General features: G+C 51.5%; 24 protein-coding genes. 23 read left to right on the top strand and 1 reads right to left on the bottom strand.

Annotated features, from left to right (window positions below):
* The first annotated feature begins 86 nt into the window (after positions 1-86).
* From DWW13_RS03735 to DWW13_RS03625, 23 genes are all read left to right on the top strand, one after another.
* Positions 87-926 carry a MerR family transcriptional regulator gene (locus tag DWW13_RS03735; RefSeq protein WP_118699954.1) on the top strand — a complete coding sequence of 280 codons (840 nt, stop codon included), beginning with the start codon at positions 87-89 and terminating at the stop codon, positions 924-926.
* Positions 927-1,063: 137 nt separating this feature from the next.
* On the top strand, positions 1,064-2,086 hold the full coding sequence (gene rfbB, locus DWW13_RS03730) for a dTDP-glucose 4,6-dehydratase (protein ID WP_118719268.1): 1,023 nt from the start codon (positions 1,064-1,066) through the stop codon (positions 2,084-2,086).
* Between the two features lie 59 nt (positions 2,087-2,145).
* Positions 2,146-3,327 (top strand): MerR family transcriptional regulator, encoded by a 1,182-nt coding sequence (locus DWW13_RS03725; RefSeq protein ID WP_117802055.1) that lies wholly within the window; start codon positions 2,146-2,148, stop codon positions 3,325-3,327.
* Positions 3,328-3,568: 241 nt separating this feature from the next.
* Entirely contained in the window at positions 3,569-4,297 is a 729-nt protein-coding gene (locus DWW13_RS03720) for a CpsB/CapC family capsule biosynthesis tyrosine phosphatase (RefSeq protein ID WP_055220503.1), read from the top strand.
* 18 nt (positions 4,298-4,315) lie between these two features.
* Positions 4,316-5,059, top strand: coding sequence for a YveK family protein (locus DWW13_RS03715; RefSeq protein ID WP_055220504.1), 744 nt, complete (start codon positions 4,316-4,318; stop codon positions 5,057-5,059).
* Positions 5,060-5,074: 15 nt separating this feature from the next.
* Complete coding sequence (locus DWW13_RS03710; RefSeq protein ID WP_118719266.1) at positions 5,075-5,779, top strand: polysaccharide biosynthesis tyrosine autokinase; 705 nt, start codon at positions 5,075-5,077, stop codon at positions 5,777-5,779.
* A gap of 5 nt (positions 5,780-5,784) precedes the next feature.
* A complete protein-coding gene (locus tag DWW13_RS03705; protein ID WP_118719264.1) occupies positions 5,785-6,540 on the top strand; it encodes an immunoglobulin-like domain-containing protein in 756 nt (251 codons plus the stop codon).
* Between the two features lie 138 nt (positions 6,541-6,678).
* On the top strand, positions 6,679-7,515 hold the full coding sequence (gene yqeC, locus DWW13_RS03700; protein ID WP_118719262.1) for a selenium cofactor biosynthesis protein YqeC: 837 nt from the start codon (positions 6,679-6,681) through the stop codon (positions 7,513-7,515).
* Positions 7,516-7,568: 53 nt separating this feature from the next.
* Complete coding sequence (gene moaC, locus DWW13_RS03695) at positions 7,569-8,048, top strand: cyclic pyranopterin monophosphate synthase MoaC (RefSeq protein ID WP_118719399.1); 480 nt, start codon at positions 7,569-7,571, stop codon at positions 8,046-8,048.
* Positions 8,049-8,090: 42 nt separating this feature from the next.
* Positions 8,091-8,615: a MogA/MoaB family molybdenum cofactor biosynthesis protein gene (locus tag DWW13_RS03690; RefSeq protein ID WP_118719260.1), complete on the top strand. Its 525-nt coding sequence runs from the start codon at positions 8,091-8,093 to the stop codon at positions 8,613-8,615.
* Positions 8,616-8,636: 21 nt separating this feature from the next.
* Complete coding sequence (gene selD / locus DWW13_RS03685; protein ID WP_055220516.1) at positions 8,637-9,680, top strand: selenide, water dikinase SelD; 1,044 nt, start codon at positions 8,637-8,639, stop codon at positions 9,678-9,680.
* Positions 9,681-9,706: 26 nt separating this feature from the next.
* On the top strand, positions 9,707-10,321 hold the full coding sequence (yedF, locus tag DWW13_RS03680) for a sulfurtransferase-like selenium metabolism protein YedF (RefSeq protein ID WP_082424948.1): 615 nt from the start codon (positions 9,707-9,709) through the stop codon (positions 10,319-10,321).
* A complete protein-coding gene (locus DWW13_RS03675) occupies positions 10,318-11,466 on the top strand; it encodes an aminotransferase class V-fold PLP-dependent enzyme (protein ID WP_118719258.1) in 1,149 nt (382 codons plus the stop codon). The genes yedF and DWW13_RS03675 overlap by 4 nt, the downstream gene beginning before the upstream one ends.
* 57 nt (positions 11,467-11,523) lie before the next feature.
* Entirely contained in the window at positions 11,524-11,760 is a 237-nt protein-coding gene (locus tag DWW13_RS03670) for a DUF3343 domain-containing protein (protein WP_022462466.1), read from the top strand.
* A 15-nt stretch (positions 11,761-11,775) separates the two neighbouring features.
* Positions 11,776-12,147, top strand: a complete 372-nt coding sequence (locus DWW13_RS03665; protein ID WP_022462465.1) for a winged helix-turn-helix domain-containing protein — start codon at positions 11,776-11,778, stop codon at positions 12,145-12,147.
* A gap of 151 nt (positions 12,148-12,298) precedes the next feature.
* The gene (gene yqeB, locus DWW13_RS03660) at positions 12,299-13,144 is read left to right on the top strand and encodes a selenium-dependent molybdenum cofactor biosynthesis protein YqeB (RefSeq protein ID WP_022462464.1); all 846 of its coding nucleotides are present in this window, start codon (positions 12,299-12,301) and stop codon (positions 13,142-13,144) included.
* 29 nt (positions 13,145-13,173) lie between these two features.
* Complete coding sequence (locus DWW13_RS03655; protein WP_055227949.1) at positions 13,174-14,199, top strand: molybdopterin-binding protein; 1,026 nt, start codon at positions 13,174-13,176, stop codon at positions 14,197-14,199.
* A 3-nt stretch (positions 14,200-14,202) separates the two neighbouring features.
* The gene (gene moaA, locus DWW13_RS03650; RefSeq protein WP_117509363.1) at positions 14,203-15,174 is read left to right on the top strand and encodes a GTP 3',8-cyclase MoaA; all 972 of its coding nucleotides are present in this window, start codon (positions 14,203-14,205) and stop codon (positions 15,172-15,174) included.
* Between the two features lie 37 nt (positions 15,175-15,211).
* Entirely contained in the window at positions 15,212-15,649 is a 438-nt protein-coding gene (locus tag DWW13_RS03645; protein ID WP_022462461.1) for an MOSC domain-containing protein, read from the top strand.
* 29 nt (positions 15,650-15,678) lie between these two features.
* Positions 15,679-16,701: an XdhC family protein gene (locus DWW13_RS03640; RefSeq protein ID WP_117802064.1), complete on the top strand. Its 1,023-nt coding sequence runs from the start codon at positions 15,679-15,681 to the stop codon at positions 16,699-16,701.
* Positions 16,702-16,727: 26 nt separating this feature from the next.
* Positions 16,728-17,675 carry a molybdate ABC transporter substrate-binding protein gene (modA, locus tag DWW13_RS03635; protein WP_118719256.1) on the top strand — a complete coding sequence of 316 codons (948 nt, stop codon included), beginning with the start codon at positions 16,728-16,730 and terminating at the stop codon, positions 17,673-17,675.
* 153 nt (positions 17,676-17,828) lie between these two features.
* Complete coding sequence (gene modB / locus DWW13_RS03630; RefSeq protein ID WP_118595023.1) at positions 17,829-18,533, top strand: molybdate ABC transporter permease subunit; 705 nt, start codon at positions 17,829-17,831, stop codon at positions 18,531-18,533.
* Positions 18,534-18,543: 10 nt separating this feature from the next.
* Complete coding sequence (locus tag DWW13_RS03625) at positions 18,544-19,587, top strand: sulfate/molybdate ABC transporter ATP-binding protein (protein WP_117804723.1); 1,044 nt, start codon at positions 18,544-18,546, stop codon at positions 19,585-19,587.
* A gap of 91 nt (positions 19,588-19,678) precedes the next feature.
* Here the strand turns inward: DWW13_RS03625 and DWW13_RS03620 are convergent, their stop codons facing one another.
* Positions 19,679-21,052 (bottom strand): sodium-dependent transporter, encoded by a 1,374-nt coding sequence (locus DWW13_RS03620; protein ID WP_117760655.1) that lies wholly within the window; start codon positions 21,050-21,052, stop codon positions 19,679-19,681.
* Between the last annotated feature and the right edge of the window lie 50 nt (positions 21,053-21,102).

Below are 21,102 nucleotides of genomic sequence, written 5' to 3'. Positions count from 1 at the left end.
GGATAGGGTAACCCTATAGTCAAGTGCAAAAAAGGTGAAAAACAGGAAAAATTCCGAGAGCACATATTCAGGAAAAGGAGTCAGAAATGGGAAAACAGGAGTATTTAAGCGCGGGGCGATTTGCAGCGCTGGTAGGCACGACAAAGGAAACGCTCTTCCATTATGATGAGATTGGGCTGTTCGTACCAAAAAGAAGAGGGACAAACGGCTACCGGTATTATGCGATGGATCAGATGGAAACGTTTGATGTGATCGGAATGCTGCGGGAGCTGGGCATGCCGCTGGCAGAGATTCGAAATTATCTGGAACAGCGAAGTCCTGAAAAATTCGGAGTACTGCTGGAACAGGAGGAGAAGGTGGTGCGCGAAAAAATGCAGCGGCTCCGCGAGATGCAGCGCTGGATTGGGGAAAAGAAGCGGTTTCTGGCACAGGCATCGGCGGAATGCCGTGAGGCGTTTGAAAAAGATCCCTTCTGTCCTGTAGGGATTCATACCCTGCCATTGCAGTATCTTGTCACAAATCACAGCGAATCAGCGGATAATCTGGCAGTCAATCAGAAAATCGGAGAGCTCTATGCTTACTGCGGGCAATACGGAAATCGAAGTTCGTATAATGTGGGGTTTGTTCAGAAACGGGAAACACTGGAAACGGGGAATTTTCTGGATTACCGTGATTTTTATCTGATTTTTGATCGTGTGCCGGCGAAAGTGCGATACACGGTTCGGCCGGAAGGAGAGTATCTTTGCTATTATTATAAAGGACCATGGCAGGGAATTGAAGCGGCGTACCGGAAGCTGTTCTGGTATGCCACGGAACAGAAACTTTTGCTGGATGACCGCTTTTATGAGGAATATATGGTGGACGCGCTGACCAGTCAGGAAATGGAACAGTATATTACGAGAATTGCCGTAAAAATTTTAAGATAGACAGGGAGGAGGGAAAAAAACAAACTTTTTTCATTCTCCTCTTGACCATGACGCAACGTCACCCATTATAGTGAGGGTACAACAAGTTGAATTGACATAAAACTGAGACGATAAACACACCAAAAAGGAGAAAAAGCATGAAAGTATTAGTAACAGGCGGAGCCGGATTTATCGGCGGAAACTTCGTACATCATATGGTAAACAAATACCCGGATTATCAGATCGTAAACCTGGACCTGCTGACCTATGCGGGAAACCTGGAGACTCTGAAACCGGTTGAGGACAAACCAAACTACAAATTTGTAAAAGGTGATATCGCAGACGAAGCTTTCATCATGGATCTGTTTGAAAAAGAGAAATTTGACGTTGTTGTCAACTTCGCAGCAGAGAGCCATGTAGACCGTTCCATTGAGGATCCGGGCATCTTTGTTCAGACCAACGTAATGGGAACCCGTGTACTGCTGGATGCTTCCAGAAAATTCGGCGTAAAGAGATATCATCAGGTATCTACCGATGAGGTTTACGGAGACCTTCCGCTGGATCGCCCGGACCTGTTTTTCACAGAGAATACCCCAATCCACACCTCCAGCCCGTACTCTGCATCCAAGGCAAGCGCAGACCTGTTTGTACTGGCTTACCACAGAACCTTCGGTACCCCGGTTACCGTTTCCAGATGCTCCAACAACTACGGCCCGTATCACTTCCCGGAGAAGCTGATTCCGCTTATGATCAGCCGCGCACTGGCAGACGAAGAGCTTCCGGTATACGGAAACGGTGAGAATGTCAGAGACTGGCTGCACGTATCCGACCATTGCGAAGCAATCGACCTGATTATCCACAAAGGTAAAGTAGGCGAGATTTACAACATTGGCGGACACAACGAGAGAACAAACCTTCAGGTAGTACAGACCATCCTGAAAGCTCTGGACAAACCGGAATCTCTGATCAAATACGTAAAAGACCGCCCGGGCCATGACAGAAGATATGCAATCGACCCGACCAAGATCGAGACTGAACTTGGATGGAAACCAAAATACAATTTCGATACCGGAATTGCACAGACAATCCAGTGGTATCTGGACAATGAAGACTGGTGGAAACACATCATCAGCGGTGAGTATCAGAACTACTTTGCTGAGATGTACAAAGACCGTCTGTAAGAGAGAAAAGTGAAATGCAAAGGCCGCAAAAAAGCGGCTTTTGCGAAGGAGTGGTGGATATGGATCAATATTATACCACTGGTGAATTTGCCCGGATGGCCCATGTGACCATTCGGACAATTCGCTATTACGACAAAAAAGGGCTGCTGAAGCCAAGCTTTATCAACGAGTCCGGTTATCGGATGTATTCGGATGAGGATTTTCTGAAGCTGCAGAAAATTTTATCGCTGAAATATCTCGGATTTTCCTTGAATGAGATCGGAAATATGACGATTCACGATACGAGTGCGGATATTCTGAAATCATTGAAAATGCAGATCGGACTTGTGCACAAGAAGATGGAAAATCTGGAGCAGATGGAAAAGGCGCTGCAGAATACGACACAGATTCTGGAGGAGACGAACCAGATCGACTGGACCGGCATTCTGAACCTGATTCATCTGACCGATATGGAAAAGATGCTGGTGGAGCAGTACAAAAACGGGGAAAACCTGAATATCCGTATTTCGCTGCACGAGCAGTATTCCCAAAATAAAAAGGGATGGTTCCCGTGGCTTCTGGAACAGATGGATTTTGACGGTGCGCGCCGGATTCTGGAGATTGGCTGCGGAAACGGACAGCTCTGGAAAAAAGCGGAGCCATCCGTGCTGAAAGGAAAGTATATCTGTCTGTCTGACCTGTCAGACGGCATGATCCGGGATGCGGCGGAAAATCTGGGAGAAGAAAAGGCATCCTGTTTTGATTTCCGGACACTGGACTGCCAGAAGCTTCCGTTTCCGGATGCGGAATACGACCGGATTATTGCAAATCATGTTTTGTTCTATGTCCAGAATCTGTCCCGCGGTCTGCAGGAAATCAGCCGTGTGCTTTCAGATGACGGCGTGTTCTACTGCAGTACGTATGGAAAAGGCCATATGAAAGAGATTACCGATCTGGTACAGGAGTTTGATCCGCAGATCAATCTTTCGGAGGTGGCGCTGTATACTATTTTTGGTCTGGATCACGGAGAAAAGCAGTTAAAGCCTTATTTTGGCAGCGTAGAGAAAAGAATCTACGAGGACAGTCTTTGGGTCGACCGGCCGGAGCCGCTTCTGGACTATATCCTTTCCTGTCATGGAAATCAGAATGAGTATTTGTATCCGAGACAGCGGGAATTCAAAGAATTTCTGGAAAAGAAAATTCAGAAACATGGCGGAATTGCGATCACAAAAGAAGCGGGTGTGTTCATCTGCAGAAAATGAAATGTGTAAAACGAAAAAACGTGGAGGCCGACATGGAAGATGTGGGTCTCTTTTTTGGTAAAAACAAAGGCAGAGCATGTTTTTTGTTGCCAGAGATCACAAAATGATGTATACTATAATAGAATGTCTGAGTGTGTGTGACTGGGAGAAAGAACTACGGTTCACACGGCAAGGAAATGTCTGCTGTTTCCTGTGCCGGGCAACTTAGAGCATGTAAAGAAACACAAAAGAGGGATAAGGTATGAAGGATTTATTTGATGTACACTGCCATATGGTTCCGGGGGTAGACGACGGTGCATCGGATCTGGAAGAGTCTCTGGCCATGCTGAAAATGGAGTATCGGGACGGAGTCCGAAACATCATCGTGACACCGCATTATCGGCGTCGGATGTTTGAAACACCGGCAAAAAAGGTACATGAGCAGTTTCAGAAGCTGCAGGAGGCGGCAAAAAAGGAGTATCCGGATCTGTCGCTTTATCTTGGATGTGAGCTTCATTCCAACATGGATCTTCAGGAAATTCTGGAAAAACGAAAATACGTGACCATGGCCGGTTCGTCTTATGTTTTGCTGGAGTTTTCCGAGGGAGATTCCGCACAGCATATCCGTGAGAGGGTATACAATGTACTGTCCTGCGGCTATGAACCGATTATCGCGCATGTGGAGCGCTATCAGGCGACGGTAAAGGATGTTGGATTTTCGGGCGATCTGGTGGACATGGGCGCAAAACTGCAGGTCAATGTGGAAAGTATTCTCGGAAAGTACACCTGGGGTGCAAAACGGTACTGCAGAAAACTGATGAAGGAGGATCTGCTCAGCTTTGTCGGCAGTGATTCCCACAATACAAAAACACGAATCCCGAACATAGGAGCAGGTGCTGCCTGTGTTTCAAAGAAAATGGGAGAGGCATACGCCAACCGGATTTTCCATGATAATCCATTGGAAATCTTAAGGGATGCCGGAGAAATCTAAAACAGTCAGGAGAAAAAGATGGAAACGAATCAACAGAATCAGGATGAAATTGAAATCGATTTACTGGAACTGCTCCGCGTGCTCTGCAGCAAAATCGGCTATGTGATTTTAGCAGCACTGGCACTTGGCCTTCTGATGGTACTGGTCAGCAAAGTATTGATGAAGCCGCAGTATGAATCGACAACGAAAATGTATGTACTGTCCAAACAGGACAGCAGCAATACCGTAACAAGCGGAGACCTGCAGGCAAGCTCCCTTCTGACCAAGGACTATGCGGAGCTGATCCAGAGCCGTCAGGTGGTAGAAACTGTCATTGCACAGCTGAATCTGGATCTTACGTATGAGCAGTTTCTGAAGAAACTTACCGTTACCACGCAGAACGATACGCGTATTCTTTCAATCACGGTAAAGGATGAGGATCCGTATATGGCAAGCCAGATAGCGGATGCGATCCGTGTGGCAGCAGCAGATCATATCCAGAACGTTATGAACACCGAAGCCGTAAATGTGGTAGATGAGGCAAATATCCCGGATGAGCCGGTAAGTCCGAGCATCAAGAAAAACGGACTGATCGGTGCGGTAGCAGGAGCCTTTATCGCAATCATTGTTATCATTGTTGTTTATCTGACCAACGACACGATCCAGACGTCTGAGGATGTAGAGCGTTATCTGGGTGTCAGCACACTCGGTATCATTCCGATCAGAGAAGGACAGAAAAAGAGCAAGAAGAAAAACAAAAACGGCCGTGGAAGAAAAAAATAAGGGAGGATACGGAACGTGAATCAGGTAGTAGTAAAACAGGAAAAATCGGGTTATCAGATTGTGGAAGCCTACAAATCTCTCCGTACCAACCTTCAGTTCTGCGGAGAAGATAAGAAAGTCATTGCAATTACGAGCTGCACTCCGAACGAAGGAAAGAGCAGCGTATCGATGCAGCTTGGTATTTCACTGGCCGAGATCGGAAAACGAGTGATTCTGATTGATGCCGATCTTCGTAAATCCGTTCTTCTCGGAAGAACAAAAACAGAGAAATCGGTTCGCGGACTGGCACATTTCCTTTCCGGACAGGCAAGCCTGGAGGATGTGATCTGTGCTACCAATATCAAGAATTTTTACATGATCTATTCCGGCCCGTTCCCGCCGAACCCGGCAGAGCTTCTGGGAGGAAAGAATTTCCGCAGTCTTTTAAATGCACTCCGTAAGGTATATGATTATGTAATCGTAGATACCCCGCCGCTCGGCAGCGTAATCGACAGCGCCATTGTTGCAGAAATCTGTGACGGTTCCATCATGGTGATCGAGTCCGGTGTCATCAGCTATCGTTTTGCCCAGGAAGTAAAGAGCCAGCTGGAAAAGAGTAACTGTCCGCTGCTTGGCGTTGTCCTGAACAAGGTGGATATGCAGAAACAGGCTTATGGTAAATACGGCAAGTATGGCCAGTATAAGTATTATGGCGAGTACGGCCAGGAAGAGGAAGAGTAACAGCCATGAAAAAAGGAATTCTTGCAGGTCTGATTGTCCTGTGGCTGGCGCTTTTTGCCGGTACAGCTGCAGTGATGGTAACGAGTGACCGAAAAGGACCGGAAATCGCGGTTCCGTCCGGTGCGGATGTGACGTATGAGGAGGGAAGCGATACGGCTTTGCTGCTGGAAGGCGTTACGGCAACCGATGACAGGGACGGAGATGTGACCGATTCCGTGGTCATTGAAAATATTTTTCCGAATGATGACCGTACCGGTGCATCGGTAATCTATGCGGCAAAGGACAGCCACAACAATGTGACGAAGGTGACGCGCCGTGTGAATTATAAAGCGGCAGGGGATGTAACTGCGCCGGAGGAAAACACGGAAGCAGAGGGCAGTGATGCCGCACCGGCGGAAAACGCAGAAGCAGAGGGCAGCGATGCTGCTCCGGCGGCGGAAGAAGCACAGCAGAATGATACCGAGGGTGTGAAAAATGAGACAAATGCCAAAATGGAAATCGAAGCATTGCCATCCGAAAGCCCGAGAATGTATCTGAATACGTACGAGACGACGGTGAAAGCCGGAAGTGAGCTGGACAAAATCAGCTATATCAAAGAAATTACGGACGATGCAGACAGTCAGGAGACGCTTTTTACAGACATTCAGGTGGACGGTGAGGTTGATACCGCGACACCGGGAGATTATACCCTGACCTACCATGTGACGGACAGCAACGGAAATCAATCAAATATGGCGGTTCTTACCGTACATGTTCAGTAAAAGCAGAACTGCTCCGATGGGAAAAATCCTGTCGGGGCAGTTTTTTTCGCTTTGTCAGGGGAAAATTTGACAGCAAAAAATGAGTATGGTAGAGTGAGAAAGTAAAAAGAAAAGAAAGTAAAGAAGGGGGCAAAAAGGATGCTTCGAATCTGGAAAGCGACAGAAAGGCAGAGGCTGGTGCCTGTGGAAATGGAGACGGCGTTTCCATTTTTGCTGGAACCAGACCATGTGGTTTCGCTGCTTGGAGGCGGTGGGAAAACGACGCTGCTGTATGAGATGGCAGGCTTTGGTGTCCGAAACGGACAGAATGTGCTGGTTACAACCTCGACGCATCTTTACCGCCCACCGGAAGAATGGCGGGATCGCACCCTAAAAGAGGTGGAAAGAAAATTTCAGGCAGGCTGTGCGGCGATTATCGGAAGTGACTGTCGGGATCCAAAAAAGATAGCGATGCCGGAGGAGCAGCTGTTTGAGACTGCACGGAAAAAAGCAGATCTGACCCTGATCGAGGCGGACGGGACAAAACATCTGCCGTGCAAGGTGCCGGCAGAGCATGAGCCGGCGCTGCTTTCCTGTTCCGATCTTGTGGTCGGCGTGACGGGACTTTCGGCGCTTGGACAGCCGCTTGAAAAGAGCTGTTTTCGGGCCAAGCTTGCGGCCGAACGGCTTGGATGTCCTATGGATCACCGCATCACGGAAGAGGATCTGGCACAGTTGATCGCAGCAGAATGGGGACAGCAAAAAGATCTGGACGGCAGAGCTTTTTATGCGGTTCTTCATCAGTATGAGGAAAAGGAGCATAAAAAGGCGGTTCGGAAAATTGCGGAGCTGCTGCAGAGGCGTGGAATCCGACAAATTTTCGTCACCTGTGTGCCAAAGAACCAGATGACGGGAGAAGGCAGCATGGCGTGTTCCTGGCATGGAAGGGCAGACACGCTCCAGAGAGAAAAATCCGGAGCGAAAGAGCCGGAGTGAAAGATCCAGAGAGAAAGATCCGGAGCGTACAGGAAAAAAACGGAGGAGAAAAAATGGCAGAATTTACTCATTTTAAGAAGGACGGCAGCGCCGTCATGGTGGATGTCCATGAAAAGCCGGATACGTACCGCATTGCGCGCGCATCCGGAAAAATCAGGGTGAATCCGGAGGTATTTGCGGCAGTACGGGATCACACAGCGAAAAAAGGAGATGTCCTTGGTGTGGCGCGGCTCGCAGGTATTATGGGGGCGAAGAAGAATGCGGAGCTGATTCCGCTGTGCCACATTGTGCCGCTGACAAACTGTGAGGTAACCTTTACCCTGTGTGAAACAGACCGTACGATCACGGCTGTCTGCACGACATCGTGTGTCGGAAAGACCGGCGTGGAGATGGAGGCGCTGACCGGTGTTTCGACGGCACTGCTGACCATTTACGATATGTGTAAAGCGATGGACCGCGGCATGGAAATCAGTGAAATCCATCTGCTGGAAAAGGATGGCGGGAAAAGCGGACATTATGTGTGTGAGGAGTAGAAGAGCGGATCAGAGCTGTAAGAGAAAGGATGAAAAAACAGGATGGAAACAGCAGAAGAGAAGAAAAACGCGGCGGTTTTCCGGGTAGGAATTGTAACCTTAAGCGACAAAGGCTATCGGGGAGAGCGTGAGGATAAAAGCGGGCCAAGAATCAGGGAACTGCTGCCTAAAGAGCAGTATGAGGTTGTTTCGATGCGTATTTTGCCGGATGAGCAGGAAGGGATCGAAGAGGAGCTGATCCGTCTTTCCGATCTGGAGCGGTGTGATCTCGTTCTGACGACGGGCGGCACGGGATTTTCCCTGCAGGATGTGACCCCGGAAGCAACGCTGGCGGTTTCAAACCGTGTGGCACCCGGTATTGCGGAGGCGATCCGCGCGGGCAGCATGGCGATCACAAAACGGGCGATGCTGAGCCGGGCAGTGAGTGCAATCCGTCATCGGACGCTGATTATCAATCTGCCGGGAAGCCCGAAGGCGGTGGAAGAGAGTCTTGGATTTGTACTTGATACCCTGCCGCATGCGCTGGGACTTCTGCGCGGAACGGACGGAGAGTGCGGAAGAAGCTGAAAAAAGAGGGAACAGGTAACGATGGAAGAAGAAAAAATTATTTTCTGTAAGAGCGGCGGCTGTACGGCAAAGCTCGGGGCAGGCGTGCTCGAACATATTCTGGAGAAGCTGCCGAAAGGGGAAAAGGATCCGAATCTGCTGGTGGGCTATGACAGCAAAGACGATGCATCCGTCTACCGGCTGACGGACGACCTTGCGATGGTCCAGACGCTGGATTTCTTTCCGCCGGTGGTGGAGGATCCGTACACGTTTGGAAAAATTGCGGCGGCGAATGCCTTAAGCGACATCTATGCGATGGGCGGAGAGGTGCGGACAGCCCTGAATATCGTCTGCTTTCCGGAACAGATGGATCTGAATGTCCTCGGAGAAATCATGCGCGGCGGCGCGGAAAAGGTGCAGGAGGCGGGCGGATCGCTCTCCGGCGGTCATTCGATTGCGGATGACAGTGTAAAATACGGCCTTTCTGTCACGGGAACCGTGCATCCGGACCGGATCTGGCAGAACAATACTGGCCGCGTGGGTGATCTGCTCATTCTGACGAAACCGCTCGGAACCGGCATTCTCTGTGCGGCGCACCGCGTCGGGGAGGAAAACCCGGGGGGATTTCAAAAGGCAGTGGAATCGATGATGACGCTGAATAAGTACGCCTCGGAGACGGCACGGAAGTATAACATTCATGCCTGTACCGATGTAACGGGCTTTAGTTTCCTAGGACATCTGCATGAGATGATGGAGTCGGGCGTGTCCTGCCATATCTGGGCGGATCAGATTCCGGTGTTCCCGGGGGCTGTGGAAGCGGCGGAGGAGTTTCTGATCACTGCGGCAGGCCAGCGGAACCGGAATCATCTGGAGCAGCATGTGACCTTTAAGGATATACCGTTCGGCATGCAGGAGGTGCTGTTTGACCCGCAGACATCGGGAGGGCTTCTGATGGCCGTGGATGCCGTGGATGCAGAAAAAATGCAGAGAAAACTGCTGGAGCAGGGGATTCCGGCAGCAATCGTTGGAAAAATCACAGAGCCGGCAGGAACCGAAATTTATGTGACACAGAGCAGGAAATGGTAAGGCAGGGAGAATGAAAAATGGCAGAGATGGAGAAAAAGACAGTAAACGCAATGGGTGATGTGTGCCCGGTACCGCTGGTAAAGGCAAAAAATGCGATTGCAGAACTTGCGGGAAGCGGAAAAGTGGAGGTTCTGGTGGATAATGAAATCGCCGTGCAGAACCTGGAAAAAATGGCGCAGCAGAAAGGATATGGCTTTCTGGTAAAAGAGAAGAAAGAAAAAGAGTATCATGTGGAGTTCACCGTATCGGAAACAGAGCCGGCTGAAACAGAAGAGAAAACCGTATGCCTCGTACCGGCGGCAAAGAAAACAAAACTCGTCGTTCTTTCTGCAGACCATATGGGCGAAGGAGCCGAGGAGCTGGGTAAAATTCTGATGAAGAGCTTCCTTTATGCACTGACCCAGCAGGATGAGCTGCCGGATACGATTCTGTGCTACAACGGCGGTGCAAAGCTGACCTGCGAGGGTTCCGAGTCCCTGGAGGATCTGAAAGATCTGGCAGCGCGCGGCGTTGAAATTCTGACCTGTGGAACATGCCTGAACTTCTACGGCATCACTGAAAAGCTGCAGGTCGGCAGTGTGACCAACATGTATGACATCGTGGAGCGCATGAGCAGCGCAGACCGCGTGATTAAGCCATGATTTACCTCGATTCGGCGGCAACGTCGCTGTGGCATCCAAAAGAAGCAGAGGAGCGTATGATCCAGGCACTGCGCGGCTGTGGAAATGCAGGCCGCGGTGCACACGATGCGACACTGGATGCGGGCCGCATCGTCTTTGAGACGAGAATGCGGCTGGCAGAGTTGTTTCACGCGGAGAGTCCAGAGCGGATTGCGTTTACGTGCAACGATACGGAGGCACTGAACACGGCAATTTTCGGACTCTTCGGGCCGGGGGATCATGTGATCACGACAGTCTGCGAGCATAATTCCGTTCTGCGCCCGCTGTATGCACTGGAAAAACAGGGACTGGAGCTTTCCGTGATTCCGGCGGATGTATCTGGAAGGATCGATTACGATCAGATGGAAGCGGCAGTGCGGAAAAACACGAAAGCGTTTGTCGTTACGCATGCCTCCAACCTGACCGGAAATATCACGGATCTTGCGCGGGTGTGCGAAATTGCGGAACACCATTCCCTGCTTCTGATCGTCGATGCGGCGCAGACAGCGGGGATTCTGCCGATCAATGTACAGAAAAGCGGGATCGACGTGCTCTGCTTTTCCGGCCACAAGGGACTATTAGGGCCGCAGGGAACCGGCGGAATCTACGTCCGTCCCGAACTTTCGATCCGGCCGCTCAAAATGGGCGGAAGCGGAATCCGAAGCTATGAAAAAGAACAGCCTGCGGCGATGCCGGAGCACCTGGAAGCGGGAACTTTAAATGTCCACGGAATTGCGGGACTTCTGGGAGCGCTGGAATATCTGGAGAAGACGGGGATTGAAATGATTTACAAAAGAGAGAGGGAGCTGATGCACCTCTTTCTGGAGGAAATTCAGGGAATCCCGGGACTTACTTTATATGGAACAGACGATCTGCAGCAGCGGGTACCAACGGCGGCATTAAACATCGGCTCCTGTGATTCGGGATATGTCAGCGACTGGCTGTATGAGAACTATGGTATTGCAGTCCGAAGCGGGGCACACTGCGCGCCGCTGATGCACGAAGCATTCGGGACACGGGAGCAGGGAGCCGTGAGGTTCAGCTTTTCCCATGTACTGACGGAAGAAGAAGTCCGGATTGCCGCGCAGGCTCTGCGGGAGTTTGCCGAAGAAGAAATGCAGCAGTGAGAGAGGCGGCAGCCGGCATCCGGGATACAAAAGAAGCTGGAAAAAGGAAGAAACGATATGAGACAGCGAAAAGAAACCTGGATTCTGACGTTTGCGGGGACAACGCAGGCGATGCAGATGGAGCAGTATGCGAGAGCGCACGGCCTGCCGGGAAGGATGATCCCCGTTCCGCGGGAAATTACGGCGGGCTGCGGCCTTTCCTGGAAAGCAGCGCCGGAAGAGGGAAAAGAAATCCTTGCGGCACTTCAGACGGCGGGACTTGCCTATGAGGCGGAGTACCGTGTGCTGTTGTAGAGGTGTGAGGTGGAAATGGAAGAAAAAGAAGAAACATTACGACAGAAGCTGCGGTACGACATGCGGCTGCGCGTCAGCCGGACGGATCATGCCTTCGGTCCCGGTGTGGCGGAGCTGATGGAGCATGTGGAAGCAACCGGCTCCCTTTCGAAGGGCTGCAAATGCATGCAGATGGCGTACTCGAAGGGATGGAAAATCTTAAAGCGCGCCGAGGAGGATCTCGGCATCCCGCTGGTACAGGGCAACCGGGGCGGCAGCAACGGCGGCCAGACGGTACTGACCCCGGAGGGAAAAGAATTCCTGAAGCGGTACCGGAAGTTTGAACAAGAAGTCCGCGCAGGCGCCGATGCGTCGTTTCAGAAGTGGTTTGGAACAGAAGAAAAATAACATTTTTTACGGGGACACGTTGACAAAACGGGTCCTTTCCTGTATTTTTATTAATGGAAAAAGCGTTATTCTCGAACAAGAATAACGAAGCAGGCCGCGGAAGACGGAAGAAAACGGCTGCTGCTGAAACGAAAGAAGGAAGACAGCGAAGATGAAAAAGAAAGATCTGATCGTGGTACGGGGAGCAGGAGATCTTGCAACCGGTACGATCCATCGTCTGAAAAAAGCGGGCTTTCGTCTGCTGGTTCTGGAAGCAGAGCACCCGGCGGCGATCCGGCGGCAGGTGGCTTTGAGCGAAGCGGTATATGCCGGCAGTGCCAGGGTAGAGGACGTGGAAGCCGTGCGCATGGACGTGGATCTCGCAGAGAAAAAGAACCGGAAAGAACTTCTGGAACAGGAAATGGAACGGATCTGGAAGAAAGATGGTGTTCCGGTGCTCGTGGATCCGGCGGGACTAAGCATTGCAGCACTTCGCCCGGCCGTCGTGGTCGATGCGATTCTGGCGAAGAAAAATCTCGGGACGACAAAAGAGATGGCGCCGCTTGTGATTGCCCTCGGACCGGGCTTTACGGCAGGAGAAGATGTGGATGTTGTAATTGAGACGAAGCGCGGTCATAATCTTGGACGCGTGATCCGAAGCGGAAGCGCGGTTCCGAACACTGGCATTCCGGGCATCATCGGCGGGTACGGAAAAGAGCGTGTGATGCATGCACAGGCGGAAGGTATTCTGCGGAATGCGGCTTCGATCGGAGACATTGTGGAAGCCAGGGCTGTGATTGCAGAGATTGAGACAGAAAACGGGACGGTACCTGTGGAAGCATCTCTTTCCGGTCTGCTGCGCGGGCTGATCCGCGACGGCTATCCGGTGACGAAGGGATTTAAGATTGCGGACATCGATCCGCGGAAAGAAGAACTGCAGAACTGCTTCACGATTTCCGATAAGGCGCGGTGCATCGCCGGAAGCGTGCTGGAAGTGATCTGCGGGGAACTGGAATAGATTCAAATAGAAAAAGTGAGGCGTTTCAGATGAAACTGATGAAAACAGAAGACGCGGTAGGCCAGGTGCTCTGCCACGATATTACACAGATTATCAAAGGTGTGACAAAAGATGCGGTATTCCGCAAAGGCCACATCATTACAGAAGAAGATATTCCGGTGCTGTTAAGTGTCGGAAAGGACAACATTTACATCTGGGAAAAGGACGATACAATGCTGCATGAAAATGAGGCGGCACAGATTCTTTACGATATGTGTAAAAACGATCACATGCATCCGTCCGATGTCAAAGAAGGAAAAATTGAACTGATCGCGGACTGCGACGGCCTTTTGAAAGTGGACCGCGAGAAGCTGAAAAAAGTAAACAGCCTCGGCGAGATGATGATTGCGACGCGCCACGGTGATACATACGTGAAAAAAGGCGACAAACTGGCGGGAACGAGAATTATTCCGCTCGTCATCAAAAAAGAGAAGATGGAGACGGCACAGGCAGTCTGTTCCTACGGGCCGATCCTGACCTTAAAGCCGTTCCACAAGAAAAAATTTGCGGTTCTGACAACGGGAAATGAAGTGTATTACCATCGGATCGAGGACACCTTCACACCGGTTATCCAGGAAAAGCTGGCAGAATTCGGCGCGGAGATGATCTTTCATGAGGTTTACGATGATGATGCATCGAAGATCACAGACGGATGCCGCCGCGCGATGGAAGCGGGTGCCGATCTTGTCTTCTGCACCGGAGGAATGAGTGTGGATCCGGACGACAAGACGCCGCTGGCGATCAAAAATACCGGAGCACGCATCGTTTCCTACGGCGCGCCGGTGCTGCCGGGAGCCATGTTCCTTCTGGCGTATGCCGAAAACGGAACACCGATCGTCGGCCTGCCGGGATGCGTCATGTATTCGAAACGGACGATTTTCGATCTTGTCCTGCCGCGCCTCATTGCAGATGATGAGGTGACAGCGGAGGAGCTGGCCGGTCTTGGCGAGGGCGGTCTCTGCCTGAACTGCAAGGTCTGCACCTTCCCGAACTGCGGTTTTGGAAAAGGCAGATAAACGATGAAGGATCAGTATGGCAGAACGATAGATTACCTGCGGATTTCCATCACGGACGCGTGCAATTTGAGATGCCGGTACTGTATGCCGGAGAGTGCGGCGGGCTGTGCACTGGAGCAGGCGGAACAGAATCCACCGCTTACCGTCGAAGAGATGCTGAAGATTGTGCACGCCGCGGCTGGGCTTGGCATCACGCATTACCGGATTACCGGAGGGGAACCGCTGGTAAGAAAAGAGTGCGTGGAGCTGGTGCAGAAAATAAAAGCAGTGCCGGGCACCGCATCCGTTGGGATCACGACGAATGGCGTACGCCTGGCATCGTGTGCGAGGGATCTGAAGGCGGCCGGCTGTGACAGTGTGAATGTGAGCCTGGATACAGTGGATGCGGCAGAGTTTGCGGCGCTTACCGGACGCGATGCGCTGGAGCAGGTAAAGCAGGGTATCTGCGCGGCCAAAGAGGCGGGTCTTTTAGTGAAGCTGAATGCGGTGCATCGAAAAGAACTGCATGCGCAGGAACTGATTGAATTTGCAGAGCAGGAAAAAGTCCCGGTGCGGTTCATCGAGGTGATGCCGGTGGGCGCCGGAAAATCGTACGTGGGTCCGTCGAATGAGGCGCTGAAAACAGAGCTGGAACAGTGGTATGGGGCATGTACGCCGGACCAGGAAAAAGAAGGAAACGGTCCTGCGGCTTATGTGCGGTACGAAAAGCTGTCGATGCCCGTCGGCTTTATCAGCGCGATCCACGGAAAGTTCTGCGGAAGCTGCAACCGCGTACGGCTGACAAGCCGCGGCTTTTTAAAGCTCTGTCTCTGCTATGAGAACGGCGTGGATCTGCGGGAGGTTCTGCAGAACGGAACGGCGGCGGATCTGCGGGATGTGATGGCACAGGCAATCTTAAAAAAGCCGATGGAACACTGTTTTGAACGGCCGAAGGATATGACAGAGCATCACCTGATGTCCGGTATCGGCGGATGAAATGACGGCGGTTCGAAAAGAAGAGGAAACAAAAGAAATGGGAAAAATCATAGGAATCTGTATCAGTGAAAAACGGGGAACGGCAAAGCACGAGGTGGAAACGGCGAAGCTGGTGGAAGACTGGGGCATCGAGGGCGATGCACACGCCGGGCACTGGCACCGCCAGGTGAGCCTTTTGTCGTATGAAAAAATAGAAGCCTTCCGTGCAAAGGGGGCGGATATTCCGCTCGGCGCCTTCGGGGAAAACCTGATCGTGGAAGGATATGATTTCCGGAATCTGCCGGTCGGCACGCGGTTTTCCTGCGGGGATGCGCTGCTTGAGATGACGCAGATCGGAAAGGAGTGCCACAGCCACTGCGAGATTTTCAAACGCATGGGTGAATGCATCATGCCGCGGGAGGGCGTTTTCGCGGTGGTGCTGCGCGGCGGCACGATTCAAAAGGGTGACACCATCGAACTGGTGACGGAAAAGTAGACCAGAGATCAGACACAAGGAGAGGAAACATGGACGAACTTTACCGGAAACTGCTTGCACAGCTGGAAGAGGGACAGGACACGGTTCTTGCCTTTATCACCGAAGGGGACGGCTCCATTCCGCGCACGACGGGCGCCTATATGCTGGTCGGCCGGGAAGGACGGGTTTTCGGAACTATCGGCGGCGGAAACCTGGAATATCAGGCGGTTCTGCATGCGCAGGAGCTGGTGCAGGAGAAGAAAAGTGAATACAGAGAATACGATCTCGGAACCGGAGAGGGGAAGGGGCTTGGCATGGTCTGCGGCGGCAGAGTGAAGGTGTGCTTCTATTTTATGAATGGAGCGCACGGCGAAGCAGAAAGTCTGGCGCAGGCGCTTGCGGCGCAGGAGCGGTACCGCAGTTACTGGATTTTTTTTGCGCTGGACGGAACCGGTATCCGCGTGCTGGAAAAAGAAGCGTGGGAAATGCTTCCGGCGGCACAGGAAAAAGCGGGCCACTGCCGGATTCTGGAACTGGACGGGAAAACGTATTACGCCGAGGAATTCTGCTACGACGGAAAGGTTTATCTGTTCGGCGGCGGCCATCTGGCCCAGGAACTCGTTCCGGTGCTGCATCATCTGGATTTCTGCTGTATCGTACTCGATGACCGGGAGGAATATGTGGACAAAGCATTGTTCCCGGACGCCGGGCAGACCATGCTGGTGGATTTTACGAAACTGGACGAGATTCTTTCGATCCGGAAAAATGATTATCTCGTGATTGTGACACGCGGCCACCGGTGCGATGCGGATGCCGAGGCGTTTGCGCTTCGCACCGGCGCATCGTACATCGGTGTGGTGGGAAGCCGCAGAAAGACAAAGTATGTGCGCGAAAAACTGGAAGCGCAGGGTTTTACCGGAGAACAGCTCGACAGTGTCTATGCCCCGATCGGAATCGAGATCGGAAGCGAGACGCCGGCGGAGATTGCAATCAGCATTGCCGCACAGCTCATTCAGATCCGGTCAGCAAAAACCGGAAAACGAAAAGGTGCACATCCGGCGCTTCATACGTAAATATACAAAATGAGGAGTCAATTATCATGAAAAAGAAAACCGTATCCATTCTTCTGATGGCAGCTATGGCACTTTCTCTTGCCGCATGCGGATTTTCCAATTCCACAGATTCTTCAAGTAAGAGCAGCTCCAAGGCAGAGAGCACATCTGCATCCAGCGCTTCTTCGGAAGCAGAGAGCGCATCCAGCGCCAAGAGCACAGCAGACGGCGAAGTATTTGACGATACCACTGTCACCGTATTTGCCGCAAAGAGCCTGAACTCCGTAATGGAGACGCTGATCAGCGAGTACAATAAGACCCAGCCGAATGTCAAACTGGTTGGAAGCTATGACAGTTCAGGAACCCTGATGACACAAATCGAAGAGGGTGCATCCTGCGACGTATTCTTCTCCGCAGCAGCAAAACAGATGGATCAGCTTGAGGAAGAGAATCTTCTGGTTGAGGGAACCCGCCACAATATCGTAAACAATCAGGTCTGCGTTGTAACCTATGAGGGAAGCAATACAGAAGTTACGGGCCTGGAGGATCTGAACAAGGCATCCAGCATCGCACTGGCAGACGGTTCCGTTCCGGTTGGAAAATACACAAGAGAAGCACTGGTCAATGCAGGCATTCTGGAGAAAGCAGACGACGTATCGGCCATCACAACCCAGCAGGTTTCCGAAGCGCTCGGCGGCGTGGAAATCAATGAGTGTGCAAACGTAGGAGCCGTTACTTCCGCAGTTGCAGAGGGATCCAACGAGGTTGGTACGGTTTATTATTCCGATACCTACGGTCTGGAGGACCGTCTGAAGGTTCTGCAGGTCGTTCCGTACGATCTGACCGGAAATGTCATCTACCCGGCAGCACAGGTTGTCAACAAAGAGGCAGATGAGACCGAGCAGGCAGCAGCGAAAGACTTTGTAGAGTTTCTGACTTCTGATGAGGCAGCCGCCATCTTCCGGAATTATTACTTTGATACAGAGGCAGAATAAAAAGAAGATCCCACAAAAAACAGCAGGGATTTGGAATCACCGTCCGAAAAAGAAAGATTTCGTTTCTACGGACGGTGGTTTTGCATCAGAGAAAATCCGGGCAGGATGCGTGATGCAGGTATGCAGGGCTGCCGTGGATAGAAAGGAAATGTTATGCAGGAAATACTGGATTTTTTACAGTCACTGGACTGGAGCCCGCTTGTCATTTCGATCAAGACCGGTATTGTGGCGACGATTCTGTCCTTTTTCTTTGGTATTTTTGCCGCGCGTGCGGTGATGAAGCTGCGTCCCGGCGCGCGTGCCGTAATTGACGGCTTTCTGACACTTCCGATGATTCTGCCGCCGACCGTTGCAGGCTTTTTCCTGCTTCTGATTTTCAGCCTCCGCCGTCCGTTTGGTGCTGCACTGTATGAGAATTTCGGTATCAAGGCAGTACAGACATGGCTTGGCTGTATTCTGGCGGCAACGATTATCGCGTTTCCGCTGATGTACCGCAATACGAGAGCGGCATTTGAGCAGGTGGATACGAACCTGATCTATGCGGCGCGGACGCTTGGTATGTCGGAGTGGAAGATTTTCTGGAAAGTGGTCATCCCATCGGCAGGTCCCGGCGTGCTCTCCGGTACGGTACTGGCATTTGCAAGGGCGCTCGGTGAGTACGGTGCGACGTCGATGCTGGCCGGAAATATTCCGGGAAAGACGGGTACCGTTTCCCAGAAAATCGCAATGGTGATTCAGGACGGGGATTATAAAACGGCGGGGTTTTGGTCTGTTGTCGTACTGCTCGTCGGATTCCTTGCGATGACGGCAATGAACCTTCTCGGTAACCGGAGAAAGAAAAATCAGAAACAGTGGTAGAGGATAAAGAATGGCGCTTGAAGTAGATATTACGAAAAAGCTGGACGGATTTTTTATGCATATGCAATTCCGGGCGGAGCGGGAGATTTTTGCGATTCTCGGCGCGTCGGGCTGTGGAAAAAGCATGACCTTAAAGTGTATCGCCGGAATCGAAAAGCCGGATGAAGGGCGGATTGTCCTTGACGGCAAGGTGCTGTTTGATTCGGAGAAAAAAATCAATCTGCCGCCGCAGAAGCGGAAAGTCGGTTATATGTTCCAGGATTACGCCCTGTTTCCGCATATGAATGTTGTGCAGAATATTGAGGCAGGCATGGGAAAACGGCCGGACCGGAGCCGGACGGAATCGTTGATCCGCCAGTTTCAGCTGGAAGGGCTGGAGAAAAAGATCCCGGGACAGCTTTCCGGCGGACAGAAACAGCGCGTCGCGATGGCACGGATGCTCGCAGCAGAGCCGGAGCTGATTCTGCTCGACGAGCCGTTTTCAGCGCTCGATACCTATCTGAAATGGCAGTTGGAGCAGGAGATGTACAAACATCTGAAGGAGGCCGGAAAACCGGTCATCTTCGTATCACACAACCGCGATGAGGTGTACCGCCTCTGCGATACGGTCAGCTGTATGAACCGGGGAAAGATGGAAGTCATGGAACCGCTGAAGGAATTTTTCCAGAATCCGAAGACGCGCACAGCGGCAATTTTGTCGGGCTGCAAGAACATTTCGGCGGCCGAGCGGGTGGATGCGCACACGCTGCGGGCCGTGGACTGGGGCGTAACGCTGCACGTAAAGGAGCGGGAAATTGCAGACGATATCCGCGCAGTCGGCATCCGGGCACATTTTCTGGCCACAGTAGAAAGGCCGGGTGAGGAAAATGTATTTCCGGTCAACGAATCCGAAATCTGGGAAGATCCGTTTGAATGGAACATTTCGTTCCGGAAGAATGCCGAATGCAGCTGGCTGCAGTGGAAGATCGCAAAAACAGACTGGAGTCCGGAAATGGGGATTCCAAAGGAGCTGTATCTGAAGGAGGAAGATATTCTGCTGCTGACGGATTCCTGATGCTGGTGTGACAGATTTGGATAAAAAAAGATTGTTTTCGAAATCGTGATCGTGTTTCGAAAACAATCTTTTTTCATCGTTTACAGATTCATTACATGGTGATCCAGCCGAATGCATTTGCCACGGAACTGAACAGAATGATCAGTGCAAACACCGGGCAGAGATACTGGATCATGACAAGAAAGATTTTCTTTCTGCGGAAGCGGCTCTCACCGTGGATGATTTCTTCCTCGATTTTTGCCACACCGATGACTCTCGAAACGAGAAGACAGGTGGCAATGGCAGCAATTGGCATCATCACGGAGTTCGTCAGGAAGTCGAAGAAATCCAGGAACTGCATGCCAAGAATGGTGACGGAGGAAAGCGGTCCGTAGCCAAGGCAGGAGAGCGTTCCGAGCGCAATCATGATAACGCCGATCAGAACGGTCGATTTTTTACGGCCCCAGCCGAGCTCATCCTCAAAGGTGGAAACGGCGCTTTCTGTCAGTGCGATGGAGCTGGTCAGTGCGGCAAACAGCACCAGAAGGAAAAACAGAATACCGATCACAGTGCCAAAGCCCATATTGGCGAATACCTTCGGGATGGTGATAAACATCAGGGAAGGTCCTGCCTGCAGGGTATCCGGATTTCCGCCGGAGAAGGCAAAGACGGCAGGAATGATCATTAGGCCTGCCATGATCGCAATGGCAGTGTCAAAGATTTCGACGTTGCGTGTGGAATCCTCGATCGAGGTGTCTTTTTTCATGTAGGAGCCAAAGGTGATCAGAATACCCATCGCAATCGAGAGGGAGTAGAACATCTGTCCCATGGCGGCAACAACGGACATCCATGAAAAGTTTTTGAGGTTCGGAACAAGGAAATACTTCACGCCTGCCAGTGCGCCCGGTCTTGTTACGGAATAAACGGCAATGATAACGGAAAGGACGATCAGAATCGGCATCATCACCTTGGAAACGCGTTCAATGCCGTTTCGCACACCGGCGTAGATGATGGCGACCGTAATAAGGCAGAAAACGGCAAAACAGAGCTCTGTGGAAACTCCGTTTGAGATGAAGCCGGAAAAATAGCCGTCCTCTGCGAGCAGGGTACTGTTGCCCTTCACGTATTCGATCAGATATTTGATGACCCATCCTCCGATGACAGAGTAGTATGGAACGATCAGAATCGGGATAATGGCGTTGATCCAGCCCCCGGCGGAAAGCCATTTCGATTTGCCGAACGACTGGAAAGCGCCGACCGGGCTTTTTCGTGTCATGCGTCCGATGGCGGACTCGGCAACGATCATGGAGTAGCCGAAGGTGAGCGCCAGCAGGATATAAATGAGGAGGAAAATTCCTCCGCCGTATTTTGCTGCGAGGTAGGGAAAACGCCAGATATTTCCAAGTCCGACGGAAGCGCCTGCTGCAGCCAGCACGTAACCGATTTTGCCGGAAAACGAGCTGCGGGATTTGTTGTGTTTGTTCATAGAGTTCCTTCCTTTTGTGTGTTACAAAAATTTTGGGTTTATGGTCAGTT

Origin of the sequence: Blautia sp. AF14-40 (genome assembly GCF_003479665.1) — a bacterium.
In the GTDB taxonomy this organism is placed as follows: Bacteria; Bacillota; Clostridia; order Lachnospirales; family Lachnospiraceae; genus Fusicatenibacter; species Fusicatenibacter saccharivorans.
Note: the sequence above shows the minus strand (reverse complement) of the source record. Positions and strands in the feature narration are given on the sequence as shown.